This window comes from Streptomyces sp. 4N124 (genome assembly GCF_052245395.1).
Lineage (GTDB): Bacteria > Actinomycetota > Actinomycetes > Streptomycetales > Streptomycetaceae > Streptomyces.
Genome location: NZ_JBQQBS010000070.1, coordinates 23,842 through 50,569 on the forward strand (window position 1 = coordinate 23,842; position 26,728 = coordinate 50,569).

Here is a 26,728-nt window from a genome sequence, read left to right on the forward strand (position 1 = left end):
GGCACTACGCCGCCGGGCCGAAGGAGGACGGCCGCGGCGTCCTGCGCCGTCCCGCTTCACCGGCGGTGCGCCCCCGGGCGGGACGGCCGCGGCGGCCTCGGGACGAGGCAGCGGCGGAAGAGGCGCCGCGGGCGGGACGTGCCGCAGGCGGTGCGGTGATGACGACCGGGACACCGGACGGGGCCTGGGCGCCGGTGATGCGGCTCAGTTCCGCTTCACCCGAACGTACCGAGGTGATCTGCGGGGTGATGGCGGCCGAAGCCATCAGCCGGCTCATGCCGCGGCGCTGGCTGGGCGTCACGAGGGTGACGACGCTGCCGGACTCGCCGGCGCGGGCGGTACGGCCGCCGCGGTGCAGGTAGTCCTTGTGGTCGCTCGGCGGATCCACGTTGACGACCAGGTCGAGGTTGTCGACGTGGATGCCGCGGGCCGCGACGTTGGTCGCCACCAGGACCGTCACATGTCCGGTCTTGAACTGGGCGAGGGTCCGGGTGCGCTGGGGCTGGGACTTGCCACCGTGCAGAGCCGCGGCGCGGACGCCGCTGTTCAGCAGGTGCTTCGTCAGCCGGTCCACGGCGTGCTTGGTGTCCAGGAACATGATCACCCGGCCGTCTCGCGCCGCGATCTCGGTGGTCGTCTGGTACTTGTCCGCTTCGTGCACGTGGAGCAGGTGGTGCTCCATCGTGGTGACCGCACCCGCCGACGGGTCGACGGAGTGGACCACCGGGTCGGCCAGGTAACGGCGGACCAGCCGGTCGACGTTGCGGTCCAGGGTGGCGGAGAAGAGCATCCGCTGCCCTTCGGGGCGCACCTGGTCGAGCAGGGCGGTGACCTGGGGCATGAAGCCCATGTCGGCCATCTGGTCCGCCTCGTCGAGGACGGTGATGGCGACGCTGTCCAGTCGGCAGTCGCCCCGGTCGATGAGGTCCTTGAGCCGCCCCGGCGTCGCCACGACGACCTCCGCCCCGGCCCGCAGCGCACCGGCCTGCCGGCCGATGGACATCCCGCCGACCACGGTCGCCAGCCGCAGCTGTACAGAGCGGGCGTACGGGGTGAGCGCGTCGGTCACCTGCTGGGCCAGCTCGCGGGTGGGGACGAGGACCAGGGCGAGTGGCTGCCGTGGCTGCGCGCGCCGGCCCGCGGTACGGGCCAGCAGGGCCAGGCCGAAGGCGAGGGTCTTGCCGGACCCGGTGCGGCCGCGGCCGAGCACATCACGTCCGGCGAGGGAGTTCGGCAGGGTCGCCCCCTGGATCGGGAACGGTATGGTCACGCCCTCGTGGCCGAGCGCGGCCAGCAGCGGCGCCGGCAGGGCGAGGTCGGCGAACGACTCGACGGCGGGCAGCGCGGGCGTGATCGTCACCGGCAGTGCGAACTCGCCCTGGAGGGCGGGCTGTCGGCGTTCGTAGCCGGTGGAACGCCGCGACGCTCCCGAGCGGGTGGCGGCGGAACCCCGGGAGCGGTCGTAGGTACGGGTCGTGCGGTTGGTGCGTGCGTGGTTCAAGCGGAACCTTCCTCGATGTGAGCACGTAGGCACGTAGCAAGGAATTTCCGCAGCAAAATGAACGGCGCAGAGAATCACGAGAACGGGCCGGAGATGATGGGCGCCGAGTCGGATCGACGGGGAATGCATCACCGTGCGGTGATGTGGTGGGGTCTTCCCGTCGCGCGCCCTGAAAAGCAGCGAGCCGGGGCCCGCACCCCAAGGTGCGGGCCCCAGCTGCGAAGTATGCGTTGCTGCGGGTGTCAGGCGGGAACGATGTTCTCGGCCGTCGGGCCCTTCTGGCCCTGCGCGATGTCGAAGGACACCTTCTGGCCTTCCTGCAGCTCGCGGAAGCCCTGGGCGGCGATGTTCGAGTAGTGGGCGAAGACGTCGGCGCCGCCGCCGTCCTGCTCGATGAAGCCGAAGCCCTTTTCCGCGTTGAACCACTTCACGGTGCCAGTAGCCATGTCAATTCTCCTTCGGAGACGATGTCCGGAATCCGCACTGTGCGAATTCCGCGTCGCCGTGCTGATTACCCCGTCGGAAAATGAACCTTCTGGCAACCACACCTGCAACTGAGATCGACATTAGCATGGTGCGACCGGCCCTGCGCTGTCGACAAATTCCGCTGTGGCCGGCGTTCGAGGAATAATCGTCGTGCGCCGCAGCTATTTCTTACTTCACGGCTACAGATATTGCTCCGCGGGGAAGCAGTGTTCCTGCCGGGTACTGCCGGCCACAGCGCTGTGACCTCGGACGATGAGCCGTGCGCCGCTGCCGTCGTCGTCAACGGCACGGACAGCGGCGAACGCGCCGGAACCCCACTATCGCAATAAAGGTCACATCGGCCGGACGCCGGTTGTTCGCGCGGCGGTCCAGGTGATGTACGGCGGCTCGACGCGTGCGCACAGGGGACCGCCCTGTGCGTCGGTCAGGCCGAGTCGTCCGACCAGCAGCCCGTCGCGTGCGGCGGCGGTGAGTACGTCGGCGGGGACGACGTCGAGCATGAGCTTGGCGCGGCGGAACATCGTAAAAGTGCCCGACTCGTCGACCGTGCCCCACGACAGGTAGATGAACCGTCGGCCCAGACGATGCTGCACGTAAGGACCCTTGACCTCGGTGCCGGTCGGCGAGGCGCTCGTGGTGCACTCCAGAGTCCAGGTCGCGGACGGCGCGTCACCGGGCTGCGGCTCCAGCAGCTCGGCCGGACGGTCGCGGCGCTGCACGGCGACGTGGATGTTGCCGTACGCGGGGGTTTTCCCGTCGACGGACGCGGGCCGGGTGAGGCCGGGCAGGTCGACAGCGTCGATGCGGACGTACATGGCGGCCATCATCCCGCCATCGTCCCCGCAGCGGTCGGCCGGCCTCGAACTGGGGTGGGTCCGGGCAGCGGTGATCGCGTCGGCCGGCGTCAGCGGATGGGACGCCGCCTGGCATGCCGGAACCCTCGCACCGAGAAGAAGGCCACATCGGCCACGAAGAGCACGATGCCGATGGCCAGCAGATAGCCCAGTCCGTCCGCTGCCGCGCCGATGATTCCCAGTACGACGGCCACGAGGACGAGCAGCAGGAAGAGCACCATCACCCGAACGCCTCCTTTTGCCGCGTGTGGGTGGTCAACGGCGCGCGAGTCGGCGTTCGCCGGTGGCACCCGGTTGGTACGTCATGTCGTAGTGCCGGAAGATCGCTTCCTCCTGTTCGGCGGGCAGTACGTCGTCCGTCCCGATCGAAGGGGCCTTGCGTACCTGCCCCTTGGCGTACGGAACCTGGACGTAGCCCGGCCCGAGGACTGCCTCGTCGACGGGGACGAAGACCAGCCGCTGGCGGCTGAGCAGCCCGGTCCGGACCGTGGCCATGGCGGGTTGGTCCGTGGCGGTGTCCACATAGATCGCTTCGAGCATGCCGATCTTGCGCCGCTTCAGGTCGACCACGTCATGGTTGCGCCACTCACGGATGTCGGCTGAACGGATCATGCTGCTCCCTGTCTCGTGAGAGCACCGGCCCACTTGCCATCGTAGGACTGCAGCGCAGATGCTCGATCCCGGTGTCGAGCGCTGCCTTGAGGTGGGACGAGTCGCCCGTGGACATCATGATGGTCACGCCTCCCTGGATGCCTGCCAGCAGCGCGGCTGCCGTCCGGTCGACATCGAGGTCCGACGACACCAGGCCGTTTGCCTGAAGGGCGCGCATCCCGCGGGCGAGCTGCTCCTGCCACTGCCGCATCAGTCCCGTCACGATCGCCCGGGGAACGGGGGGCACAGGTCGTCGCAGGGATCCGCGCATCCGGCGGCCGGGCCGATTTCCTGGCGGCGGACCTCGACGGCAGCGCGGAGAACTCCCAGGGCTTGGCCGACCGGGCCCGGAAGACCTTGGGCGGGCGGATCGACATCCTCGTGAACAACGCCGGCATCTACCCGGCTCCCGCCACCACCGCCACGGACGAGAAGACGTTCCACGAGGTCTACGGGGTGAACGTGAAGGCCCCGTTCTTCCTCACCGCTGCCGTAGCGCCGGCCATGGCGGAGTCAGGTGGCGGGGTGATCATCAACCTCGGTTCGTGGATCGCGCGCTTGGGTGTTCCTCTCGGCGCGCTCTACAGCTCCACCAAGGGAGCCATGGAGACACTCACCCGCGCATGGGCCGCGGAGTTCGGCCCGCTGGGCATCCGTGTGAACGCCGTCTCCCCGGGCGTCGTCCTGCCCCCGGCCCCGGAAGGCAGCGAGCCCCATCCGGGCGAGATCATGATGAAGGGCACCCCGGCTGGGGAGGTCGGCACGCCGGACGCCATCGCGCATGCCGTGGTCTGGCTGGCCAGTGACGAAGCGACCTTCGTGCACGGGACCGTGGTGGACGTCGACGGGGGCAGGACAGCGGTCGCCGTCATCGCCGCGTAGCGCACGGATCCCGAGCTTCGTCGTGCCGCTGCATGCTGGTCCTCCTCGCCTTGACGAAGCGAGGTCCCTCAACCCCTCAGCCCAAAGCGGGGCCGCAGGCTGTTGTGCCTGCGGCCCCGTCATGGCGCCTGGGTCAGGACGGGTCGCCGTACTGGAGGCCGCGTCCATTGGTGCCGACGTAGACGCGACCGTAGGTGTCGGGGTCGCCGGAGATGACGCCGGTGCCGCCGATGCTGCCCCACTGGTGGGCGTCGTCGTTGACGCGGAGCCAGGTGGCGCCCTTGTCGGTGGAGCGGAAGACTCCGGTGACGTCCTTGACGGTGCCGATCAGGTAGAGGGCCTGGTAGGAGGCGCCCGGCGCCGCCTTGCCGAAGCCGAGGGCGGAGGCGGACTTCACTGTTCCGAGCGTGGTGAAGGTGCGGCCGCCGTCGGTGGAGTGCAGCAGCCCCTTGCCGCCGTCGGCGATCCACAGGTCCCCGGCGATGCCGGGGACGGCCGTGAGCTTGCCGCTGGGCAGGTTGGTGGCGCGGGCGGTGAAGGTCGCGCCGCCGTCAGTGCTGGCGTAGAGCGTGCCGCCCGACAGGGAGTAGAAGGTCTTGGCCGCGGAGCGGTCGGCGACGACCACGGCGCCGTTGCCCAGGCCGCCGACCTTCGACCAGCTCGCCCCCTTGTCGGTCGAGCGGTACGGGGCCTGACCCTCCTCGGTCCAGACGATGGCGGAGCCGTCCGCCGCGAGCGCGACCTGGCCGCTGTCGGCGCTGCCCACCGGCTCAGCCTTGAAGCCGCTCCAGCTGCTGCCGCCGTCGGTGGAGTAGGCGCCGTCCTGATCGCCGCCACGGCCGACGCGGACCATCAACGACGGGTTGGACTGGGCGAAGTCGATGTCCGTGCTGGTGATCATCATCGGGTTCTTCAGCCGGCCGGCGGGCACCCTGGTCAGGGAGCTGGGGGAGCCGTAGTGGAAACCGCCGAGGTCACCCATGGAGGAGATGACGGTGGCACCGCCGGGCGGGGCGGCCACGTCCAGTACCGCGGTCTCCTCCAGCCCTCGGGCCCCCACGGTCCAGTGACTGGTGCCGCCGCTGTCGGAGGCATTGGCGTCCTTGCTGCGCCAGATGCCGCTGCCGGTGCCGTACAGCACGTGCCCGGAGTCGAAGGGGTCGATGGCCAGGGCGGTCATCCAGTGCCCGGTGCCGGTACCGACGTAGGGAGCGGCGGAGGCGTCCCGCACCGACTTGTCGGCCAGTGCCTTCCAGGTCGTACCGCCGTCGGTGCTCCGGTAGATCTCGTCCTCGGGCCACCAGCGGTCGAGGGTGGTGACCATCACCGTGGACGGCTTCCGCGGGTCGACGGCCAGACCGGAGAACCCGTAACTTCCCTGGGACGGCGAAACGTTCTTCCATGCCCCGCCGGCCGGCGTGTACTTCCACACCGAGCCCGCGGTCACGCCGTTGGGTCCGACGACGTCGGTGTACGTCAGGTACAGCGAGCCGTCACCGGAGAGCACGCCGTGCTGCGGCATCTGGCCGGTGGGCTGCCCGGAGACGGCCTGCCAGGTGCTGCCGCCGTCGGTGGAGCGGTACAGGGAGGTGGACTTGTCGGCGACGCCGACGTAGACCGTCTTGCTGTCCTTCGGGTCGTACGTCACGAAGGAGATGCCCGCGCCGCTGCTCGCCCCGTCCTTGACGGGGAACGAGGAGACCTGGCTCCATGTCGCGCCGTGGTCGGTGCTGCGCCACAGACCGTTCTTGCGGGTGCCAAGGAGCAGGGTGCCGTTGTCGGCGGGGTTGATCACCAGCCGTTCGCCCGCCCCGCGGCCGTCCTCGTTGGCGCCCAGCTTGAAGGGCAGAGCGGTGCGCTGGAAGGTGCGGCCCCGGTCCTTGGAGCGCAGGATCTCGCCGTTGCCCGCCCAGCCGTTGGTGTAGGTGCCCGCCCCGAGATAGAGCCGGTCGGGGTCGACGGGGTCGGTAGCCACCGAGTCGATGCCCAGCAGGTTCCAGTCCTTCTCGCCGGCCCAGTCGGTCAGCGGGATCCACTGCTCGGCCGCGACGTCCCAGCGGTAGGCGCCGCCCATGTCGGTGCGCGCGTACAGCAGGCCCTTCTCTCGCTGGTTGAACACCAGCCCGGTGACGTAACCGCCGCCCACCACCTGGGCGTTCTTCCAGGCATACGGTCCGGCCGCGGCGGTCGTGGTCTGCGCCCCGCCGGTCTCGGCCGCGGGCGTCCCGGCCGCCTGGGTCTCGGCCGTCTTCAGCAGCTTCCACTGCTGGTTGGTGCTGCCCTTGCCGGGATACTGGATGACTGCCCCGCCCTCGGCCTTGGAGGCTCCGGAGACGTCCAGGACCTGACCGCTCCTGCGGGAGGTGAGGGTGACGGCGTCGGAACCGCTCACCTCGTCGATCCGCCACTCCTGGGACGTGGAGGAGCTGTCGGTCTGCTGCTCGGCGGCAGCTGCCTGGGCGGTTGAATTGCCCGCTATGCCCAGCACTTTGCCGCTGTTGCGGTTCACCAGCTCGTAGTAGCCGTCCCCGGCGGGTCTCAGCTTCCACTGCTGGTTGGCGGTGCTCTGGTCGGTCCACTGCTGGATGCGGGTGCCGTCGGCGGTGGAGAAGGCGTTGACGTCCAGCACCTTGCCGCTGCGTACGGAAACCAGCCGGTAGTAGGCGTTGCTGTCGACCGTCGCGGCCTGCGAGTCCTCCTGTGCGAACAGCAGATACGGCACGACGATGGCGGGCACGCCGAGCAGCAGACCGGTCGCGGTCCAGCGACGGCGGTGCCGCCCGCGGCGCCCGTCGTTCGTGGGGTTGTTCATGGGGAAGTGCTCTCCTTGCATGCCGTTCACCGGAGGAAGATGGATCCAGCTACCGATTGGCCGGATCCGACTCCTTGTGGTCACAGGCCACTCAAAGGGTTGCCCTGAGCCGGGAACTTTCTTGCCCGGCCCCCGCCGATCGGCGGGGTGGCGGGGGCCGACCGGCGGGGTAACTCCCGTAACCCGTCGGATGGTTGACGGCGCCCCCGCTTCGCCAACGTTGTCCCGGTGACCGAGATCGAAAGCGCCGAGAAGGCGCCTCCGCGTTCCTTATCCGCTCCCGAGACCGCACCCAAGTCCACACCCGAGTCCGCACCCGAATCCGCCACGGCGACGGAACGGCCGACCCCGATGGCGCGGCTGGTCGGGGTGGACTTCGCCCGTGCACTGGCCGTGTTCGGGATGTTCGCCGTGCACGTCGGCCCCTTCCCCACGCCCGGCGGCGTCGGCGACTGGTTCCTGGGCCTGGCGAGCGGCCGGGCCTCGGCGCTGTTCGCCACCCTCGCCGGGTTCTCGTTGATGTTGATCGCCGGCCGCCGTGAGCCGAAGACCGGACTGGCCGGCCGGCAGGCGAGGGCCCGGATCGTGATCCGGGCCGTGATCCTGCTGGTGCTGGGCAGCGCGCTGGCGACGACCAACTTCGGTGGCGCCGGAATCCTGAACTTCTACGCGCTGTACTTCCTGCTGGCCCTTCCCCTGCTGAGGCTGCGGGCCAGGACGCTCGCGATCATCGCGGTCGCGCTCGCGGTCGTCACGCCACAGCTGGCGTACGGCCTCAGGGCGCTGCTCACCGAGTCGATCGTGAACAGCATCGACTCGTACGACCCGCTCGCGCGACTCTCCGGCGTGGGCGTGCTCGACCTCCTGCTCACCGGCCTCTATCCGGCGCTCACCTGGATGACGTTCGTGGTCACCGGCATGGCATTGGGCCGGCTGGATCTGACGTCCGGCGCGGTGCGGCGGCGGCTGGCCGTGGTCGGTCCCGCGCTGATCGGGTTCGGATACGGCGTCTCGTGGCTGGCGCTCCGGCTGTCCGGCGGCGATCAGAAGATCACGGCCGGGATGCCTGACATGAAGGACCCCGGCGCGATGAAAGACCCCGGTGCCATGAAGGAGTTCGGCATGGAACCGGGAGCCTTCGACATGCCGGTCGGCGGTGAGCTGTGGGGCGCCGACGCATGGGGGTTGCTGGCAGCCGAGCCGCACACCGGCTCGACGTTCGACCTCATCGGCAGCATCGGGATCGCGATCACCGTGATCCTGTGCCTGACGGTGGCGATGGAGCGACTGCCGTGGCTGCGGCGGGCGGCAGCTCCGATCATCGCCGTCGGCACCATGTCCCTTACCCTCTACGTCGGCCACATCCTGGCCATCCTCGCCCTCCCCGGCGAAGCGGCCACCCCGCCGCGGTCCGCCTCCGCCGCGCTGCTGCTCTGGTTCATCCTCGGCGCCACCCTGTTCGCGGCGATCTGGTCCCGCTTCTTCCGCCGCGGACCGCTGGAGTACCTGCTCAACGGCGCCACCACACTGGCGCATCGCGTCCGGTGAGCCGACGGGCCCCGCGCTGCGGTGCTGTCCGCGCTGGGTGAGGACCTCGTGAACTCCAGCTCGGTGACGGGCACGTTGCGATCAGCCGGCCCGGCAGCGGGCGCCATGAGGTCGACGTCCGTCAGCCGACGGCCTTGTACCCCTGCCGGCCCGTCGCGATCTTCGTACGGCCGCCGAACGACCCCTTGCCGTCACCGCTGTCGCGGTACAGGTTGCCGGCCGACCTGGGTGAGCGGTCGGATCACGGCCGTGTCGGGCGGGATGCTGCCTACGTGGAAGACTCGGGGCCGTCGTCGCCGTACGGCCGGTGTCGGGTCATCGAGCGGTGAGGACGTGCGCCCATGGCTCGTCGATGTCGGCCAGACCCAGCACGGCGACCACGTTGTCGAGCATTCCCGCGCCGAACCAGCGCCGCACGGCCTCGTCGTCGCCCAGCAGCTGCCGAACGGTGTCAACCTGCTTGGCGTAGCACCGGCGCACGGCCTGCTCCACCAGCGGCTCGCCGACGGCACAGTTCGCGTGCATGAGGAAACGCAGGATGTTCCGGTCCGCGACGAGCGCGGCGTAGGCGCCGCGGGCGGCATCCAACGCCGCCTCGGGCGCCCGCCCGGCCCCACCCGACGCCGGCGAGTGAGCGACCAGCGTTTCGGTCATGACGACGGACACGTGGTCGACCACCGCCGCGAACAGCGCTTCCTTGTTCGGGTACAGGCGATAGAGATACGGCTGAGAGACGCCGACCCACTCTGCGATCTCGTGCGTCGTCGTACCGTAAAAACCCTTCTGCGCGAAGCAGTCGACCGCGGCGGCCACGATGGCCCGACGTCGTTCGTCGCTCTTCGTGCTGGTACCGGCGGCAGGCATGGGCGTCAGTCAAACACGGCTTCCCTCAGCCGCCAAAGGTCACGCTGCGGTCAGAGCCGGACGGCACGTCGTGGGGCGTGAGCGCCTCGATCGCCACCAGCGGGTTCCAGTAGTCCAGGTAGTGGGTGATGAGCGCGTCGTCATCGATCCGGACGACGGAGATGCACGTCTGCTCGTACGGCTTGCCGGTCGGCAGTGCCGTGCCCTTCGAGCGGAATTCGGCGATCACCAGACTCGGATCGACCGTGTCGTGGAACACCAGATCGCCGAACTCGACGTCAAAGGTCTCGGGGAAGCCCCTCATGTGGGCGAGCAGGGCGTCTCGTCCCGTGACCTGCTTCGGCACGCCGTCCGGGGCGTACGGGAACTCGAGCACCGCGTCCGGGGCGAACAGCTTCACCCATTCGTCGGTGCTTCCTGCGGCGGTGAGGCGCAGGTGCTCGGCCACGGCGTGCTGGGCAGCGGCACGGCGGTTGGCGTGGTCTTCCTCGGCGGTCATCTTCACTCCTACGTTAGTGGTCGACCTATAACCTACCGCATCGTCAACAGGTGACGCGTGCGCAGCGGCGACCAGCGGGCAAGATGGCCTCATGACAAAGCTGTCCGTGCGGTCGGTCCGTCGTACCTCCTCTGGTTCGGTGCTGTCGTTGTGGTCACAGCACTCCGTGTTGTCGATCGGCTCAGTGGGATCGGTGCTGTCCGTGGGTTCCGTCGGCTCGGCCTTGTCGGTCGGCTCGATCGGAAGTGCCCTGTCGGTCGGCTCGATCGGTTCCTCCCTGTCGCTGATCTCGACCGGGTCGTGGCTGAGTACGGGATCGTTGTTTTCCGCGCAGTCGCGGTGGTCGGTGCTGTCCTGGCGCTCCTCCCGGAGTTTCCTGGCGGCGGGAGCGGTAGGGGCAGCGACCGGAGGTGTCCTGCTGTTGGTCCAGATGCTGCACAAGGCCGAGACCGGCACCGAACAGCCCTGATCAGGTCGGGGCCGGCCGGCGGCTGGGGTGCGGTCATGCCGAGCAGGTGCCGTCCCCGCGGACTCAGTCCGAGGTGATGTTGACCGTGACCGAGCCATAGGCGTAGGCGTGCCGCGCGTCGCCGTAGTACTGGACGGTGTACTGGACATCGCCCTTGGCCTTCGGCCGGTCGGTGTAGTTGAACGTGCCGTCCGCGGAGCCGATCATCGTGCCTTCACCCGCGATGGGATCGTCGATCCGCCAGATGTCGACGGTGGTCCCCGCGCCGAATCCCACGGGCGCCACGAGCTTTCCGGTGAGCGGACAGTGCGAATCCCCAGGCGCCGTCCGCACCGCTGATCTGCTTGACGACCTGGCCCGTGTAGTCCGTCACCAGAATGCTGTCACCGAAGGGGTCACTGAGAAAGACCTGCTGATGAGCTGCGCGGAAAGTGCCGCTCTTCCTGCGAACTGTCTTATGCGCACGTGGTGGGTCGCTTCCTTCAGACGTCACACCGGTGGATCACGCGGCGCGACATCGCCCCGGCTCACCGCAGCACCGGGACCGGCGGCCGGGTGTCGGCTGCCGGTCCGTCCGTGCGCCTACTTGGTGAGGTGCTCCTCCAGATCGGCGAGGACCTCGTCGGCGGCCATCACGCCGAGGCCGAGGTACCAGGTCTCGTCCGGAACGTCGTACGCGCGCCCGGCCTTGACGGCGTCGAGGTTCTTCCACAGCGGGTTGCCCTGCGCCGCGGACTTGTCCGTGGCCTTCGGCTCGCCGTAGACGCCGGTGAAGATGTAGTCGGCGTCTGCCTGGTCGATGTTCTCGGCGCTGATCTCGGCGGCGAGGTCCTCGATGTCCTGGTTCTTCGGGCGGGGGATCTCGAGGTCCTTGAGGATCGTGCCGATGAACGAGGCGTTCGCGTAGAGGCGGATCACGCCGTCGGGCAGGTAACGGACCATCGAGACGGTCGGCTTGTCGGCGCCGAGCTTCGTCTTCAGCGCCTCCACCTTCTCGTCGTACTCCGCGAGCCGCGCCTTCGCCTCGGCGGTCTTGTCCAGGGCGGCCGCGTTGAGGAGGTAGTTCTCCTTCCAGGTGAAGCCCGGGCGCAGGGAGAAGACGGTCGGCGCGATCTGCGACAGCTCGTCGTACTTGTCGGCGGCGCGCAGCTGGCTGCCGAGGATCAGATCGGGCTTGAGGGCGGCGATGGCCTCAAGGTTCAGGTTGTTGATGGTGCCGATGTTCGCCGGGCTGCCCGCGTCCTTCTTCAGGTACGACGGCAGCTCGGGGGAGCCCTCGGTGGGGGCGAGGCCGACCGGCTTGATGCCGAGCGACACCACGTTGTCGAGCTCGCCGACATCGAGGACGACGACGCGCTTGGGCTGGGCCTTGAGCTCGGTCTCGCCCATGGCGTGCTCGACGGTCCGCGGCCACTCACCCGCCTTGGCGTCGGTGCCCATCGCCGCGGTCTGCTCCGCCGCCTTCGAGAAGTCCTCGCCGCCCTGGGCGACCGCCTTCTTGTCGCCGGACCCGGCGGAGGTGCCCGCGGACGACTCCTCGCCGCTTCCGGAGGAACCGCCGCAGGCCGTCAGCGAGAGCGCGGCGGCGAGGGCGAGGGCTGCGGCGGCGGCACCGCGGCGGCTGGCAGACATGGGAAGGCTCCCGTCGTACGAATGAAACTTAGGCGAGCCTTACTTTATGAGAAGCCTGTGCATCCGGAACATCCGGAGCATGTGGATCCGATCACGTTCCCGGTACGGCCTGCTCAGGCACGGCGGGACGCGTCGAACGCGGCGGTCCCGGCACCACCAGCGGATCGCCCGTCACCGGATCCGGTACGACGACCGACGCGAGTCCGAAGACCTCCTCGACCAGCTCGGCGGTGACGACGTCGGCCGGCGCGCCCTGCGCCACGATCCGGCCCGCCTTCATGGCGACGATGTGGTCCGCGTAGCGGGCCGCCTGGTTCAGGTCGTGCAGCACGGCGACCACGGTCCGGCCCCGCTCCCGGTTCAACTGCCGTACCAGGTCCAGGACTTCCACCTGGTGGGCGATGTCGAGATAGGTCGTCGGCTCGTCGAGCAGCAGGACGTCGGTGTCCTGGGCGAGGGCCATCGCGATCCACACGCGCTGACGCTGACCGCCCGACAGCTCGTCGACCGGCCGCTCCGCGAGCTCGGCGGTCCCGGTGCGCTCCATCGCCTCGGCGACGGCCGTCTCGTCCGCCTCCGACCACTGCTGCCACCACTTCTGGTGCGGCTGCCGGCCGCGCGAGACCAGGTCGGCGACGGTGATGCCCTCCGGCGGCACGGGCGTCTGCGGCAGCAGGCCGACGGCCCGGGCGATCCGCCGGGTCGGGATGCGGGACAGCTCGGTACCGTCGAGCAGCACCGCGCCGCGCTTCGGCTTCAGCAGCCGTCCCAGGGCGCGCAACAGGGTGGACTTTCCGCAGGCGTTGGGCCCGACGATGACGGTGACCTTCCCGTCCTGGACCTGAAGGTCCAGGCCGTCCACGACCGTACGGTCCTCGTAGGCGAGGGTGAGCCCCTGGGCGGTGAGACGGTTGCCGGTCACGCGGTTCCTCCGGAACGGCTGCTACGGGAGCTGACGATCAGCCACATCAGATACGGGGCGCCCACCACGGCGGTGAACACGCCGACCGGCAGCTCGGTCGGCGAGAAGAGCCGGCGGGCCAGCAGGTCGGCGACGGTCACGATCAGTGCGCCCATGAGCGCCGAGCACAGCAGCGGGATGTGCGGGGTGCGGGTGAGCCGGCGGGCGATCTGCGGGGCGAGCAGCGCCACGAAGTCCACCGGTCCGGCGGCGCCGGTCGCCACGGACGCCAGCACCACACCGAGCGCGCCGAGCCCGAGCCGGTCCCGGTCGAGCCGGGTGCCGAGGGCGGTGGCGGTGTCGTCGTCGAGGCCCGCGCCGCGCTGGGCGCGGGCCGCCCACAGCAGGAACGGTACGAGCAGCAGGAGTACGGTCGCGAGCGGTGCGGCCTGGTCGTAGCCGCGGCCGTTGAGGGAGCCGGTGAGCCAGACCTTGGCCTGCTGGGCGACCAGGTAGTCGCCCTTGGTCACGAACAGCCGGGTCAGGGAGCCGAGGGCCACGGAGATGCCGATGCCGATGAGGACGAACCGGGTGGCGTGCAGCCCGCGCCGCCAGGCGAGCAGATAGACGAGCAGCGCCGCCGCGAGACCGCCGACGACGGAGACGTAGGGGAGTACGGCGTACGAGGTGACGCCGAACGTCATCGCCGCGACCGTCGCCGCGCCCGCCCCGTGCGTCACGCCGATGACATCGGGGCTGGCCAGCGGATTGCGGGCGACGGTCTGGATCAACGCGCCGGAGATCCCGAAGGCGGCGCCCACCAGCAGCCCGGTCACCAGGCGCGGCAACCTGAGCGTGCCGACGACCAGTTCGTCGGAGCTGGGCAGACCCAGCAGCACGCGGACGACCTCGCCCGGCGCGACGAACGACTCCCCGACGCACAGGGACGCGACGACCGTGGCAGCGAGCAGCGCGGTGAGGACGGCGGCGACGAGGAGGCTCCTGCGGTGGAGCAGGAAGCTGCTCTTCCTGGCGCGCAGGACGGCGTGCCCCGGAGGTCGGAGGGTGCCCGGGGCCTTGCGGGGAGTGTCCTGGATCTTCCCGAGAGTGTCCTGGGTCATGCCGCCACCAGCTTCCTCCGCCGTACCAGCACCACCAGGAACGGCACCCCGGCCAGCGCGGTCATCACAGCCACCGGCACCTCCGAGGGCCGTACGACGACCCGCCCGAGGACGTCCGCGAGGAGCAGCATCACCGGCCCCAGCACGGCGGCCATGGGCAGCAGCCAGCGGTGCCCCGGGCCGACGAGGGCGCGGGCGATGTGCGGGACGGCGAGCCCGGTGAAGGCGATCGGTCCGGCCGCGGCGACCGCGACCCCGGTCAGCACGGTCGCGCCCACGGCCCCGGTCGCGCGCAGCAGCGCCACGTTGCGGCCCAGCCCCCGCGCGACGTCCTCGCCGAGCGCGAGCGCGTCCAGCCCGCGGGCCATGGCCAGCACCAGCACCAGCCCCGCGACCAGGAAAGGCCAGGTCTGTCCGACGATCGAGGCGTCCCGGCCGGCGATCGAGCCGACGTCCCAGAACCGGAACTCGTCCAGGGCACGGGCGTCGGTGGTGAGGATGCCGGTGACGACGGAGGCGAGGAAGGCGTTCATGGCGGCACCGGCGAGCGCGAGCTTGACCGGCGAGGCGCCCCCGCGTCCGCTGCCGGCGACGACGTAGATGCACACCGCCGCGACGGCCGCGCCCGCGAAGGCGTACCAGACGTATCCGTTCAGCGTGTGCACCCCGAAGAAGGTGATGGCACACACGACGCCGAGCGAGGCGCCCTGGCTGATGCCGAGGATGCCGGGCTCGGCGATGGGATTGCGGGTGATGCCCTGAAGAACCGTTCCCGCAACGCCGAGGGCGACCCCGACCAGCACACCGACGACCGTCCGCGGCACCCGCAGCGCCCGTACGACCTGAGCGTCGTCGCTCGTGCCGCCGTACAGCAGCGCGTCCCAGACCGCCGAGGGGGCGATCGTGCGGCTGCCGACCGCGAGGCTCAGCACCACGGCCAGCAGCAAGAGAAGAAGGGCGACGGCCATCCAGCCGACACGTCGGCTCGCGACTCCTGACATGCGCCCTTCCCGTATCCACTGTCCCTTGGCTAAGGATTGCCTAAGCGTACGTGGTGAGGAGAGCGGGGCCTGACTGGCGCCGAACGTGGCGCTGGCCGCGGACTACGACACCGACGCGATCCTCACCCTCGACCGACGCGACTTCCGCGCCGTGCGACCTTTGGGTCGGCACAAGGCGTTCCGGGTCCTGCCCGACGACCTGCCGCTGTGACGAACGTGGAGGGCGCGCCCGCCGGACGGGCCGGAATGCGCCGTTGTTGACCGGCATCGCGGCAGCACATGTATGGCCTGGTGCACGGCCTCACATCCGGGATCTCAGGACGTCGACCTCACAGCCCGGGGCGAAGGGGTCGAAGCCGTGCTCGAGCAGCCAGCGAACTGCCAGCAGGCTTCGCAACGACCACCACGCGTGGATCACGTCGAGGTCGATGTCGGTGCCGTAGCCGGCGATGACGTCGTCGAGGTGCTCCTCGTGTCCGAGCGTGAAGGTGGCGAGGTCGTACAGGGCATCACCCTGGCCCGCCTCGGACCAGTCGATGATGCCGGTGACCTCGTCGCCGTCGACGAAGACGTGCGCGATCTGCAGGTCGCCGTGGGTGAACGCCGGAGTCCACGGCCGAAGCGCGGCCTCGGCGACCTGGCGGTTGCGGGTGACCAGGTCGGCGGGCAGGACGCCGTTCGTCACGAGCAACTCGCACTCGTCGTCGAGTTCCGCCGCCAGCGCGACGATGCTCCGGCCGGCCCGGCCCTGCTGGGGCGGCAGGGGCGCCTCGTGCAGCTTCCGGATGGCGGCGCCCGCCGCGGCCCACGCCGCCGGCGACCCGGTCGACGGCCCGCCGAGACGCCCAAGCGTTGTCCCCGGGAGTGCGGCGATCGCGAGCACGGGCGGCTTGCGCCACAGGACCTCCGGGGTCGGGACCGGCGCGAGGGACATCGCCTCGACCTCGACGTCGATGCGCGCCTGATCGGCGTCCACCTTCAAGAACACGTCACCGACGCGCAGAGTCGCGCGCTCGGAATGGGCGACGACGACTTTGACCTCATCCATGGGCGGCCAGTATCCCGGGGATGTTCGCCGACGTCGCCGGGTTTATCGAGTGCGATTACGCGGCTGACCGCTGCTGAGGCACTGTCAGCCCACCCTCACCTCAGCCAGCTGCTCTTCGATCAGATCCGCGGCCCTGCGGGTGCCGCCCTCGGCGCGCGCCTCGGACCACAGCCATGCCGAGCGCGTGGCGACCTGCGGGTCGCCGATGAGTTCCATCAGGGCGGTACGCAGGGTCTCCGCCGTGATGTCCACGGTGTCGATCCGTCGGGCGACGCCCAGTTCGACGAGCCGGTCGGCGTGGAGGCCCTGGTCGGGCCCGTTCGGTACCGCGATCATCGGCACACCGGCGTACAGGCCCTCACCGCTGCTGCCCACACCGGTGTGCGTCACCCATACGTCCGCCTGCTCGAGAATCGTCAACGGCATCCCCCACGGCCGCACTTCGAAGTTGCGGGGAACCCGCTCGGCGGCATCACTGCCACTGTCCCTCTGCAGCACCACATGCCACCCCGGGAGATCCGCGAACGCCGCCGCACACTGGTGGTAGATCTCCTGCGGCCCGGGGTACGCCGAGCCGGCCAGCGAGACCAGCAGCACCTTCCGCGCACCGGCCGGCCGCAGCCAGCCGTCCTGCTTCTGGCCGGTGCCGAAGCACGGGCCGACAAACGTCACCGCCTCGGTGTCGACCCGTTCCGCATGTGGCTGCAGGGCGCGCGGGATCATGGCCAGCACTCGCCGTGGGCGGCCGGTGAACTCCTCCACGTCCGTGGTCATCGCACCGCACCGGGCCAGCCAGGCAGCGAACCGCGCCCGGTATGCGAGTCCTCCCGGCAGTTGGGCGAATGCCCTGCCGATCTCCTCCTGGGCACCCTCCCAGGCCACATGCGTCGGTGACAGCTGGACGTGGCCGCGGCCCTGCGCCTCGGCCAGCGCGCGGCCCGCGTAGCCGCCGACATCGTAGAGGTACAGGTCAGCGGGATCGTCGTCGTACGCAGCGTGCAGCTGTGGCAGGACGGCCATCGCCTCGTCAAGGAAGAGAGAGGCGGAGGCGATGGGATCCAGCGGCCACTCGCGGTCGGCGACCGGAAGAGTGGACGTGATGCCGACCAGCTGGGCGCCGGTCGGGGTGATCAGCTCGGTGACCGGAGCGGCGGTCGCGTACGTCACGCGATGACCGCGGGCCACCAGCTCACGGATGATCTCCAGGCTCGGCAGCACATGGCCGACCAGAGGCGTTCCAACCATGGCGATATGTGCAGGACGGGGCATAACCGGACTTCCTTGGATAGACGTCTACGGCAGAGAGAACGCCAAGGAGCCCGACGGGGAAACGCAGCCCTTGAACCGAACTGGCGGCTTCGGCCCCGCATCGGCAGGCGCGACGACTGGTGCGCCGTTACAGGAGCAATGGGAGTCGGTCGGTCACACCGGTCCGGTGAAGGCCCATGTGCCGTGCCCGACACGGAAGACGACGAACTCGGGATCGCTGCGCAGGAACTCCGCGCCCTTCGGCGCGGCCACCTGCCTAGGCGCCTGTGCCGGCACGTGCACCTCGGCCGTCGAGCCCACCGGCACCCGCACCGACAGCCGCAGCTCCCGGTCGAGACGCGACCAGGACACGGCGGCCTCGCCCCGCACGGTACGGATCGACGTACGGGCCCAGCTGACTACCGTGCGGGCGTCGGGGCGCACCGAGAAGGTGCGGTAGCCGGCGTCCCCGGGGCGCAGCCCGGCCACGTTCTCGTACAGCCACTGCGCGGCCGTGCCCAGGAAGTAGTGGTCGCGGGAGCGGGAGTCCAGCGGCCACATCTCCCACATGGTGTCGGCGCCGTTGGCCTGCCAGTACCCCCAGCTGGGATAGGTGCGCTGCGTCGCGACGGCGTGTGCCACGTCCGGACGGCCGTGGGCGCACAGCACCTTCAGCAGCACACTCGTGCCCAGACAGCCGGTGTTCAGATGGTTGCCGCGCGCCTCGATGTCCGCCACCAGGCTGTCCAGCACGGAGGCGCGGGCACCGGGCGGCACCAGGCCGAAGGCCAGCGGAATCGCGTTGGACGTCTGCCGGTACCCAGGGTCCTTGGCCGTGCGGTAGTGGCCCTCCGGACTCAGGAACGCCTCGTTGAACGCGGTCTTCAGGCCCTCGGCCGCCTCCCGGTACCGCTTCACGACCTCGCCGTCACCCAGCACTTCGCCCAGTTCGGCTGTGTGCAGCAGCGCCCGGTGCAGGTACGCGGTCGCGGTCAGCCGGGTGTCCTCCGGGGGAATCTCGTAGCCGGGCGCCACCCAGTCGCCGAGTGCCGTGACCGCCAGCCCGTCCCGCAGCCGGGACAGCTCCCAGTCCAGGTACCGGGTCAAGGTCGCCCAGTGCTCGCGGGCGACGCGCTCGTCCCCGTACACCCGGTACAACTCCCGGACCACGAACGGGTAGACGGTCGTCCACTCCGGGGAGGGGGCCAGCTCCTGGTATCCCCAGCCGCCGCTCGGCACGATCACCGGCAGCTGCCCCTCGCCGTTCTGGCTGTCCGCCAGATCGCCCAGCCACTTGGACAGAAAGCGGTGGATGCCGAAGGCGTACGCCATCACCGGCGTGCCGAGTTGGGCGTCGCCGGTCCAGCCGTTCTTCTCGTACATGGGGGTGTCGGTCGGGATGCCGTGCAGGTTGTTCAGGAGTGTGCGGCGCATGGCACCGTCCAGCCACTCGTAGAACGGCTCCGAGCAGCCGAAGGAGCTGACCTCCTCGACACGGGTGTGCACCAGCCGCCCCAGTACCTGTTCCGGGGACGGCCGCCCGGGCAGCCCGTGGATCTCCACGTAACGGAAGCCCTTGTACGAGAACTTCGGCTCCCAGACCTCATCCGCGTCGCCGCCCGCGCAGAGGTACTCGTCGGTCTGGAAGCGGCCCGGGACATGACCGGTCTCGGCGTGCACGCTTCCGTCGGCCTTCAACTTCTCGCCGTGCACCAGGCGGACGAGCGTGCCCGCCTCGGCGCCGCGGACGGTGAGACGGGTCCAGCCCGCCATGGTGCGGCCCATGTCCACCACGTAGACCCCGGGGCGGAGTTCGGAGATCTCCGTCGGCCGTACCGTCTCGATGATCTCGATCGGGTCGTGCGGCTGTGCCCTGAGCGCGCCCCGGGGTGCCTGCTGTTCTCCCGCCGTACGCCAGCCGCTGTCGTCGAAGCGGGGGCGGGTCCAGCCGTGCGGGACCCGGCGCGCGTCGTACGTCTCGCCCGCGTAGAGGGAGTTGGACAGGGTCGGCCCTTCGGTGATCCGCCACTCGCCGTCCGAGGCGACGGTGGTGCGGGAGCCGTCCGGGTGGTCGATCTCCAGCTGGGCCAGCAGGCGGGGCTCGCCGTGCCACGGCGGGCGGTGCCAGTTCCAGACGTTGGGCGTGGTCATGCCGTAGAAGCCGCGGCCGAGGGTGACGCCGATGGCGTTCTCGCCGCGCCGCAGCAGCCCGGTGACGTCGTGGACGGCGTACAGCACGGTCTCGTCGTAGTCAGTGAAGCCGGGGTCGAGGACCTGTCGGCCGACCCTGCGGCCGTTGATCTCGGCCTCGTAGTAGGCGAGTCCGCTGATGTAGAGGCGGGCCCGGGAGATCTGCCGCCGGACGGTGAAGCCTCGGCGCAGCAGCGGCGCGGGCCGCTCCGGTACGGCGACGCCCACCCCGTCGCCCCAGGGGCCCTGCCCGTACGGGGCGAGTACGGCGGCCCCGGCCCAGGACGTGTCGTCGAACTCCGGGCGCTGCCAGCCTTCCTGGGGCTCGGTCATGGTGACACGCCAGCCGGGACCGGTGACCAGTTCGTGCGTACCGCCGTCCTCCGTCTCGACGACCAGCCGGACCAGCAGGCCGCCGGGGTTGACCGAGGCGCCGGGGCGGTTGGTGGCGTGGACAGCGACCACGATCGGCCGGCCGGCGGCGCGGGCCTCCTCGGCGGCCTCGGTGACGTCGGCCGCATGGCCGGTGCGCCAGCCGTCCTGCTGCTCCGGCGCGTGCAGCACCCGCCTGCCGTCGAGATGGAGCGTGAAGTCGTCGTCGGCGGTGGCGACCACAGTGGCCCGTCGCACCCGGGTGCCGCCGGGCAGTGGCAGCGGCGCCCGGAACCAGCACGGCCCCGCCGGGGCGTCGGAGGCCGTGGCACCCGGCGACCAGATCCACGAGGCGGCGGCGAGGGAGGGTGGCTGCGGGGCCGGGTCGGCGCCGATCCAGCGGGCCTTCCAGGCCGCTTCCGACAACGTTGTCTCCCACCAGCGGACCTCGCTCCATCGGGACGGCCGCCCGGCGCCGTCCCAGACCCGTACCCGCCAGTGGTAGCGCGTACGGGGGTGCAGCTCGGGTCCCCCGTAGGGGACGCCCACGCTGCGGTCGGACGCCACCTTCCCCGAGTCCCAGACCGGCTCGGCCCCGGACGTCAGGGGGTCGAGGGCCACCTGGACCTGGTACGCGCTCTGCCGGGCGCCGCGCCCCGGAGCGGACAACTCCCAGCTGAGGCGGGGGCGTTCGATGCCGGTGCCGAGGAGCCGCTCGGCGTACTCGACGGTCGTGCGCTCGATGCGGAGTGCCCCGGTGCGGTCGTCGTCCGGGCCCCGCGCCGGTGTGCCGGCGGCCGCCGCCGGGTCGGCGGAGAACGCGGTGACCCCGGCGCCCACGCCTGCCGTCGTGCCTTTGAGGAAGAGTCTTCGGTCCCAGCTCTGGCTCATGCGCGTTCCTCGCTCGATGTGTCGCCTCGGATGACGGACCGTGCTTGGAGTGCTTGGCGGTGCTCGGCGTGCTCGAAACAGTGGTGTCGGGCGGTTGAAACGATTCAAAACCTCTCTTGCCGGAGCATGCTACGTAGCCGCGTCCGCCCCAACAAGGTGTGTGACAGCCGTGATTCAGTCGGAGTGGGGTGCCCCGGCCCGCTATCGCTCGCATGGCAGGCGGTACCGGACCGGGCTTGCGCGCGCCCTCACACCACAGCGCCTGAATCCCGCGCCCGCCCGCGTCGCTCCAGCGGACTGCGCGCCCCGCTGTCCTCGTTGCCCCCGCTGCGCTTGGGGCGCACTGGCGGCGCCGGGCGGCTGCCCTCGAGCTGCACGGCGATCGGCACGGCAGTGAACACCGTCGACGCCATACCGATCACCACGCCGGCGATCAGGGCCGTGGAGAAGTCCGCGAGCGAGTCACCGCCGAGCACGGCCAGGGCCGCCAGGATGAACAGCGCGCCCATACCGGTGTTCACCGTGCGCGGCAGCGTCTGGATGACGGCCTTGTTCGCGGTGGTTTCCAGGTCCGCCGCCGGATCGCGCCGGCGCGCCTCGCGCACCCGGTCGAAGACGACGACGGTGTCATTGACGGAGTACCCGATGACCGTGAGCAGGGCCGCCAGGAAGATGCTGTCGACGGGCTTGCCGAGCCAGGCGAACAGGCCCACCACGAGCAGCACGTCGTGCACCATGGCCGATACCGCCGCGGCGGCGAACGTCCACCGGAACCGCACGCTGAGGTAGATCAGTTGGGCCGCGACGGCGATGCCGAGCGCGATGAGCGCGTGCCGGCGCAGTTCGTCGCCGAGGCTCGGGCCGATCAGCTCGTCCCGCTCGACGGTGACCTCGCCGCCCTCCTTCGCCAGCGCCGTTTTGATCGTGTGCTGCTGGTCGTTGCTCAGCTCACCGGTGCGTACCGAGATGTCCCCGTCCCCCGACTCCTGCACCACCGCGCGCGGGAACCCGGCGTCCGTGACCGCCGTGCGCGCCGCATCCACGTCCACGGGCCTGCTGGTGCTGTACTCCACCAGGCGCCCGCCGGTGAACTCCACCCCGAAGTCCAGGCCGCGCAGGCCGATTCCGGCGACGGCAACCACGATCAGCAGCCCGCTGACGCCGAACCAGCGGCGCCGGTGGTGCACCAGGCGGGGTTTGCGGTGCGCGAGCCAGGCACGCACCCGGCCGGTGGAGGTGATCCCGGTCAGGCCGGGCCGGTTGCGCACGAAGCGGCGCCGGATCGCGAAGTCGGCGAGGACCCGGGTGATCACCAGGGCCGAGATCATCGAGACGAGGACACCGATGGAGAGCGTGACGCCGAAGCCCTTGACGGGTCCGGTGGCGAAGAAGAAGAGCAGCCCGGACGCGAGCAGCGTGGTCACATTCGAGTCGACGACCGCGCTCCAGGTCTTGCCGAAGCCGGTGCGCAGCGGCTTGTCCAGGCGCGCCGAGGCCGACTTCAGGGCGCGGGCTCCCAGATACTCCTCGCGGGCACGCTCGAAGACCAGCACGTTCGCGTCCACCGCCATGCCGATCGCCAGGACGAAACCGGCGAGTCCGGGCAGGGTCAGGGTCGCGCCCAGGGCGACCAGTGCGGCGTAGGAGATCAGCCCGTACAGCGCGAGCGCGATGGTGGCCAGGGCGCCGAGCAGCCGGTAGACGACGAGGATGAACAGCCCCGTCAGGGCGAGCCCGATGATCGCGGCCTGGGTGCTGGCGGCGATGGCGTCGGCACCGAGCGTGGGGCCTACGGTGCGCTGCTCCACGACCTCCACGGGCACGGGCAGCGCACCGCCCTTGACGAGCGCGGCCAGCTCACGGGCCTCTTCCCGGCCGAAGCCGCCGGTGATCTGCGTGGAGCCGCCGGAGATGCCGACCTTGCACGCCACATCCGCGTTGACGCCGGGCGCCGAGAGGACCTTGCCGTCCAGGACGATGGCGACGCGCCGCTCGGGGGCGCCCTGCGGGGCACAGGCCGCCGCCCCGGTGACCCGTGCCCAGTCCTTGCCTGCCTGGCCGCGGAAGGTGAGGTCGACCATCCAGCCCGACATCTTCTGCTGGTCGAGCACCGCGTCGGCGTCCTTGACGCCCTCGCCGGTGAGGGCGGTGGGCCCGAGCTTGAGGAACGCCCCGTTCTGGTCGGGGTCGGCCAGGGTGCGCGAGCCGTCCTTCGCCGGCTTCCCCTTGTTCTCGTCCTGCTTGTCCGTCGCGCCCTGTACCGGGTGGACGGTCAACTGCGCGGTGCGGCCGATGACTTCGGCGGCCTCGCGCGGGTCCTGCAGGCCGGGCAGTTCGACGAAGATCCGCTGCTGTCCGGACCGGTACAGGCTCGGCTCGGACACGCCGAGCGCGTCGACCCGCTGGCGGAGCACCTCCAGGGCACGCTGGGTCGATTCGGCATCGGCCGTGACGACGGGTGAGTCCTTGGTCTCCAGGACGATCTGGGTGCCGCCGCGCAGGTCGAGGCCGAGGCGGGCGGACTGGGTGAGAGCGAAGAAGAGCGAGGCGGCGATCACACCTAGGGCGACGATCGCCCGCCACATGGGCGCGCGAGACATGAGTTCTCCACGATGGGCAGGCAGACGGAGTCGACGTCTGCGCCGCGCGCGGAGGCGAACGGTCAGGCGTCGATACGGACTTCGGTGCTCCATCGGGACGGCGGGCCGCGCGGGCGATACGCCTGGGCGCCCCGGCTCGCTCCGGCGGCCGCGGCCGCCACGGCCACGGCGGGGCCGCCGACAGCGCGGTGCGGGGCTGCGTCCCCGGCGCCAGGGACCAGGAAGCCGTGGAACGGGAACGGCACGGCTTCGGCGTGGCCGGGCACGGGGTGCGCCACGGTGACGGGTCGCTGCGCGTCGGCGGTCGCGGACGCCTGCGCGATCGCCGTCGCGGCCGTGCCCGTCGAGGACGGGCGGGACGCCGTCGCCGACTTGGCCGACACCGGCAGGAGGAGGGTCAGGACCGCGAGCAGCGCGGAGAGCACGACGGCGGCTGGGCGCGTGGGGTGTGCGCGGATGTGCTGCACGCTTCTTGCCCCCCCGGTCAAGTCGTCGTACCGAATCCGCAGTTGGGCACTGGGAGCCGACGGCTCGGCTCGTTCGGCCGTCAGTGACACGAACGCCGTCGGGCCTCCTGAGGTTCCCGAATCACCGCAGGAATGTTGCTGCCTGCGGGGTGCGCTGGTGCGGCGGCACGGAAGTGCGGGGAAGGGGCGGGACGAGGCGGCGGCATGGACCCACTTCAGGACCGAGTCCCGCAGCGGGGCGGGTGATGGCGCGATCACCGCCAGGTGATCGAGGAACCCCAGCCGACGCGCGGCTGGGGTTCCTTGAGGCGGTGAGTATCGGGGGTCGGGCGGGTCAGCGCTGCAGGGTGAGCACGCCCGGCCGGTACGGCAGTTCCAGGTAGGGGGCGCCGTCCGATGCGGGGTTCCTGCCCTGGTAGAGGAACTGCAGGTTGCAGGGGTCGATGGTCATGGTCTGGTCGGGGTTGTTGCGGACCAGGTCACCGTGGCTGATGTCGTTGGTCCAGGTGGCACCGCTGTTGGCCTTGCCCGCGAAGGGGCTGCTCTCGCTGCCGGCCTGGACGGTCCACGCACCGTTCAGGCCGGAGGCGGTGAACGAGCGGAAGTAGCGCCCGTTCGTGCCCATCGCCTCAACGATCATGAGGTACTGGTTCTGCCCCTGGACCTTGTAGACCTCCGGCGCCTCGAACAGTCTCTCCTTCGTGTCGCTCATGATCGTCGTGTACGAGGAGCCGAAGCTGCTGGGGAAGTTCCCGAGCGGCATGGTGGACCGGTAGATCTTGCCGTTGTCGCCGGCGAAGAACAGGTACATGTTCTGGTCGTCGGCGATCATGGTCGGGTCGATCGGGACGCCACCCTCGCCGGCGGGGAAGCTGCCGGTGAACAGCGCCTGCGGGGCGGACCAGCCGTTGGGGTCGGTGGGGTCGCTGGACGTGCGGTAGGAGAAGGTCCAGTTGGTACCCCACCCATTGCAGACCAGCACCCAGATGTTCTTGGTTGAGAGGTAGAACAGTTTGGGCGCCACCGCGATCTGGTTCATCCCGGTCTGGGTGGCCGACGCCATGTCCGACCAGTTCGTGAAGGGACTGAACCCCATCGAGCCCCACGATGATCCGTTGGAGGTGGTCCCGTAGACCAGGTGCCTGCCGTTGTACGTCACGGTGGTGAAGTCCTTCAGCGCGACGCCCCCGTTCGCCGGCTGCGCCAGCGCACCCGTCGACGTCCACCGGTAGGTCGACGGAAGAGCACACGAGCTGCCCGTCCCGGACAGGCCGGTCCACTTCTGGTTGTTGCCGCCGTGGCACGACCAGAGCTGCACCGCCGTGCCGTTGGCCGTACCGCCGCCCGAGACGTCCAGGCACAGCCCGGACTCCACGCCGACGATCGTGCCGTCGGAGTTCACCCGCCACTGCTGGTTCGCACCGCCGTTACAGGTGTAGATCTGCACCCGGGTCCCGGACGTGTCGGCGTGGCCCGGGACATCCAGGCACTTGTTGCCGTACACGGTGAGCTGGTTGCTGTCCGTCAACGTCCACTGCTGGTTGGCTGCGCCGTTGCAGTCCCAGGTCTGCAGATTCGTGCCGTCGGTCTGGCTGGCGCCCGGCACATCGAGACACCGGCCGGAAGCGACACCGCGCAAGGCGCCGCTGGTGGCCGCCTGAGCCGGGGTGGCGACGAGCATCGCCGCCAACGCGGCCAGGGCCGCAACCGCGGCGGCGAGCACCGCAGACGGACCTCTGCGTCTGAAACTCAGTCTGTGCATGGGGACCTCGTCATCCTTGAGCGAGCGGTTCTGGTTGGCCCCGTCGGTGGCCGTGCGGACTGCCGATGCGGTGCGACTCCGGCTGATGCGTTCGCTATACCGAACAAGGGTCGAAGTATCGAGCGGACTGGATCCTATGGATCCGGTGAACGGCGTCAATACCTCTCGCAGAATTCGCGAGCCGGAACATCGCAGGCTGAAACCGGGCGGCTTCAAGTTCCGTGGTTGTGCGGGTCTTTGGTGTGAGGGGCAGGCAGCAGTGCGGGCACCGACGTCCGTGAGTGGCGGGCCGACCGGCTGCGGACCACGGGGGCGAAGACGATGACTGCCAAGGCGTACCGGCTCAAGTCGACGCGCCGGACAACGCCATGGGGATGCGGTGGCATCTCATGGTCTACCTCGGCACCTACAGTTGATGTGTCCGGAGAAGCTGGCCGGCCTCCGTCGCCGGGATGTCGATCTCGACAACCTGCGCATCTGTGTCCGCCTTGCCGAGCCGAAGCGGATGATCGGGCGGCGCGTCCAGGGCCCCACCAAGTCTGAGGCGGGCACCCGAACTGTGCTCGTTCCCGCGTTCCTCCGCCGGGAGTGGCGCAAGGCGCGAGAGAGCGTCGGCATGCCTGAGGGCTTCTGGCACGAATCTGGCACGCGACGACTGAGCGCGATGGACAGCAAAAAGGCCCGGGTCAATGACCTGGGCCTTAGTCGTGGAGCGGGTGACGAGAATCGAACTCGCGCTCTCAGCTTGGGAAGCGACGGTGCTTGGGCGGGTTCTGTGGCTCTGGCCTGCGCAATTACCGTCTGTCGGTAACGGCTGAATCGTGGACCACGGGCAGCAGATGAAAAGTGGACCTCGTGTTCTCAGTTGATGTTGGTCATTCCCCGGTGTTGGCGGCGGGAACCCGTCCGAGGTCGCGGCCGCGCATGCG

The 26,728-nt window shown here is 70.2% G+C and carries 23 protein-coding genes and 1 pseudogene; 4 read left to right on the forward strand and 20 right to left on the reverse strand.

Annotation, left to right across the window (positions count from 1 at the left end):
* Positions 1 to 4: 4 nt before the first annotated feature.
* The 6 genes from ACTWQO_RS42160 to ACTWQO_RS42185 form a co-directional block, all read right to left on the reverse strand.
* Positions 5 to 1,501 (reverse strand): DEAD/DEAH box helicase, encoded by a 1,497-nt coding sequence (locus tag ACTWQO_RS42160; RefSeq protein ID WP_443242669.1) that lies wholly within the window; start codon positions 1,499 to 1,501, stop codon positions 5 to 7.
* A 242-nt stretch (positions 1,502 to 1,743) separates the two neighbouring features.
* Positions 1,744 to 1,947 (reverse strand): cold-shock protein, encoded by a 204-nt coding sequence (locus ACTWQO_RS42165; RefSeq protein WP_030224351.1) that lies wholly within the window; start codon positions 1,945 to 1,947, stop codon positions 1,744 to 1,746.
* A gap of 372 nt (positions 1,948 to 2,319) precedes the next feature.
* Positions 2,320 to 2,814, reverse strand: coding sequence for a DUF5990 family protein (locus ACTWQO_RS42170; RefSeq protein WP_443242670.1), 495 nt, complete (start codon positions 2,812 to 2,814; stop codon positions 2,320 to 2,322).
* 77 nt (positions 2,815 to 2,891) lie between these two features.
* Positions 2,892 to 3,065, reverse strand: a complete 174-nt coding sequence (locus ACTWQO_RS42175) for a hypothetical protein (RefSeq protein WP_443242691.1) — start codon at positions 3,063 to 3,065, stop codon at positions 2,892 to 2,894.
* Positions 3,066 to 3,096: 31 nt separating this feature from the next.
* Entirely contained in the window at positions 3,097 to 3,453 is a 357-nt protein-coding gene (locus ACTWQO_RS42180) for a PRC-barrel domain-containing protein (RefSeq protein ID WP_443242671.1), read from the reverse strand.
* A complete protein-coding gene (locus tag ACTWQO_RS42185) occupies positions 3,428 to 3,715 on the reverse strand; it encodes a TetR family transcriptional regulator C-terminal domain-containing protein (RefSeq protein ID WP_443242672.1) in 288 nt (95 codons plus the stop codon). The genes ACTWQO_RS42180 and ACTWQO_RS42185 overlap by 26 nt, the downstream gene beginning before the upstream one ends.
* On the opposite strand from ACTWQO_RS42185, the gene ACTWQO_RS42190 reads away from it, so the two are divergent.
* Positions 3,610 to 4,374: an SDR family NAD(P)-dependent oxidoreductase gene (locus ACTWQO_RS42190; RefSeq protein ID WP_443242690.1), complete on the forward strand. Its 765-nt coding sequence runs from the start codon at positions 3,610 to 3,612 to the stop codon at positions 4,372 to 4,374. The two genes, ACTWQO_RS42185 and ACTWQO_RS42190, sit on opposite strands and share 106 nt — an antisense overlap.
* 133 nt (positions 4,375 to 4,507) lie before the next feature.
* Here ACTWQO_RS42190 and ACTWQO_RS42195 read toward each other — a convergent pair whose 3' ends face one another.
* Positions 4,508 to 7,186, reverse strand: coding sequence for an RICIN domain-containing protein (locus tag ACTWQO_RS42195; RefSeq protein ID WP_443242673.1), 2,679 nt, complete (start codon positions 7,184 to 7,186; stop codon positions 4,508 to 4,510).
* Between the two features lie 228 nt (positions 7,187 to 7,414).
* Between ACTWQO_RS42195 and ACTWQO_RS42200 the strand changes: the two genes are divergently transcribed.
* On the forward strand, positions 7,415 to 8,734 hold the full coding sequence (locus tag ACTWQO_RS42200; protein ID WP_443242674.1) for a DUF418 domain-containing protein: 1,320 nt from the start codon (positions 7,415 to 7,417) through the stop codon (positions 8,732 to 8,734).
* A 315-nt stretch (positions 8,735 to 9,049) separates the two neighbouring features.
* Here ACTWQO_RS42200 and ACTWQO_RS42205 read toward each other — a convergent pair whose 3' ends face one another.
* Complete coding sequence (locus ACTWQO_RS42205; protein ID WP_443242675.1) at positions 9,050 to 9,598, reverse strand: TetR/AcrR family transcriptional regulator; 549 nt, start codon at positions 9,596 to 9,598, stop codon at positions 9,050 to 9,052.
* A 25-nt stretch (positions 9,599 to 9,623) separates the two neighbouring features.
* Positions 9,624 to 10,097, reverse strand: coding sequence for a nuclear transport factor 2 family protein (locus tag ACTWQO_RS42210; RefSeq protein ID WP_443242676.1), 474 nt, complete (start codon positions 10,095 to 10,097; stop codon positions 9,624 to 9,626).
* A gap of 91 nt (positions 10,098 to 10,188) precedes the next feature.
* Here ACTWQO_RS42210 and ACTWQO_RS42215 point away from each other — a divergent pair, with 91 nt between their 5' ends.
* Positions 10,189 to 10,566 carry a hypothetical protein gene (locus ACTWQO_RS42215; RefSeq protein WP_443242677.1) on the forward strand — a complete coding sequence of 126 codons (378 nt, stop codon included), beginning with the start codon at positions 10,189 to 10,191 and terminating at the stop codon, positions 10,564 to 10,566.
* Positions 10,567 to 10,629: 63 nt separating this feature from the next.
* On the opposite strand, the gene ACTWQO_RS42220 is transcribed toward ACTWQO_RS42215, so the two are convergent.
* The 5 genes from ACTWQO_RS42220 to ACTWQO_RS42240 all read right to left on the reverse strand — a co-directional run bounded on the left by ACTWQO_RS42220 (position 10,630) and on the right by ACTWQO_RS42240 (position 15,221).
* Positions 10,630 to 10,851 (reverse strand): hypothetical protein, encoded by a 222-nt coding sequence (locus tag ACTWQO_RS42220; protein WP_443242678.1) that lies wholly within the window; start codon positions 10,849 to 10,851, stop codon positions 10,630 to 10,632.
* Between the two features lie 297 nt (positions 10,852 to 11,148).
* Positions 11,149 to 12,198: an ABC transporter substrate-binding protein gene (locus ACTWQO_RS42225; protein WP_443242679.1), complete on the reverse strand. Its 1,050-nt coding sequence runs from the start codon at positions 12,196 to 12,198 to the stop codon at positions 11,149 to 11,151.
* A gap of 91 nt (positions 12,199 to 12,289) precedes the next feature.
* Positions 12,290 to 13,120 carry an ABC transporter ATP-binding protein gene (locus ACTWQO_RS42230; RefSeq protein WP_443242680.1) on the reverse strand — a complete coding sequence of 277 codons (831 nt, stop codon included), beginning with the start codon at positions 13,118 to 13,120 and terminating at the stop codon, positions 12,290 to 12,292.
* Positions 13,117 to 14,220 (reverse strand): FecCD family ABC transporter permease, encoded by a 1,104-nt coding sequence (locus tag ACTWQO_RS42235; protein ID WP_443242681.1) that lies wholly within the window; start codon positions 14,218 to 14,220, stop codon positions 13,117 to 13,119. The genes ACTWQO_RS42230 and ACTWQO_RS42235 overlap by 4 nt, the downstream gene beginning before the upstream one ends.
* Positions 14,217 to 15,221 (reverse strand): FecCD family ABC transporter permease, encoded by a 1,005-nt coding sequence (locus ACTWQO_RS42240; protein WP_443242682.1) that lies wholly within the window; start codon positions 15,219 to 15,221, stop codon positions 14,217 to 14,219. Before ACTWQO_RS42240 ends, ACTWQO_RS42235 begins: the two co-directional genes overlap by 4 nt.
* A 76-nt stretch (positions 15,222 to 15,297) precedes the next feature.
* On the opposite strand from ACTWQO_RS42240, the pseudogene ACTWQO_RS42245 reads away from it, so the two are divergent.
* Positions 15,298 to 15,432, forward strand: a pseudogene (locus ACTWQO_RS42245) (VapC toxin family PIN domain ribonuclease); the annotation flags it as partial.
* A 90-nt stretch (positions 15,433 to 15,522) separates the two neighbouring features.
* Here the strand turns inward: ACTWQO_RS42245 and ACTWQO_RS42250 are convergent.
* From ACTWQO_RS42250 to ACTWQO_RS42275, 6 genes are all read right to left on the reverse strand, one after another.
* Positions 15,523 to 16,269 carry a phosphotransferase family protein gene (locus ACTWQO_RS42250; protein WP_443242683.1) on the reverse strand — a complete coding sequence of 249 codons (747 nt, stop codon included), beginning with the start codon at positions 16,267 to 16,269 and terminating at the stop codon, positions 15,523 to 15,525.
* 84 nt (positions 16,270 to 16,353) lie between these two features.
* Positions 16,354 to 17,514: a macrolide family glycosyltransferase gene (locus ACTWQO_RS42255; protein ID WP_443242684.1), complete on the reverse strand. Its 1,161-nt coding sequence runs from the start codon at positions 17,512 to 17,514 to the stop codon at positions 16,354 to 16,356.
* Positions 17,515 to 17,691: 177 nt separating this feature from the next.
* The gene (locus ACTWQO_RS42260; RefSeq protein WP_443242685.1) at positions 17,692 to 20,970 is read right to left on the reverse strand and encodes a family 78 glycoside hydrolase catalytic domain; all 3,279 of its coding nucleotides are present in this window, start codon (positions 20,968 to 20,970) and stop codon (positions 17,692 to 17,694) included.
* Positions 20,971 to 21,218: 248 nt separating this feature from the next.
* Positions 21,219 to 23,570: a protein translocase subunit SecD gene (secD, locus tag ACTWQO_RS42265; RefSeq protein WP_443242686.1), complete on the reverse strand. Its 2,352-nt coding sequence runs from the start codon at positions 23,568 to 23,570 to the stop codon at positions 21,219 to 21,221.
* A 62-nt stretch (positions 23,571 to 23,632) separates the two neighbouring features.
* The gene (locus ACTWQO_RS42270) at positions 23,633 to 24,037 is read right to left on the reverse strand and encodes a hypothetical protein (protein ID WP_443242687.1); all 405 of its coding nucleotides are present in this window, start codon (positions 24,035 to 24,037) and stop codon (positions 23,633 to 23,635) included.
* Positions 24,038 to 24,371: 334 nt separating this feature from the next.
* Positions 24,372 to 25,799 carry a non-reducing end alpha-L-arabinofuranosidase family hydrolase gene (locus ACTWQO_RS42275; RefSeq protein WP_443242688.1) on the reverse strand — a complete coding sequence of 476 codons (1,428 nt, stop codon included), beginning with the start codon at positions 25,797 to 25,799 and terminating at the stop codon, positions 24,372 to 24,374.
* Positions 25,800 to 26,728: the final 929 nt, after the last annotated feature.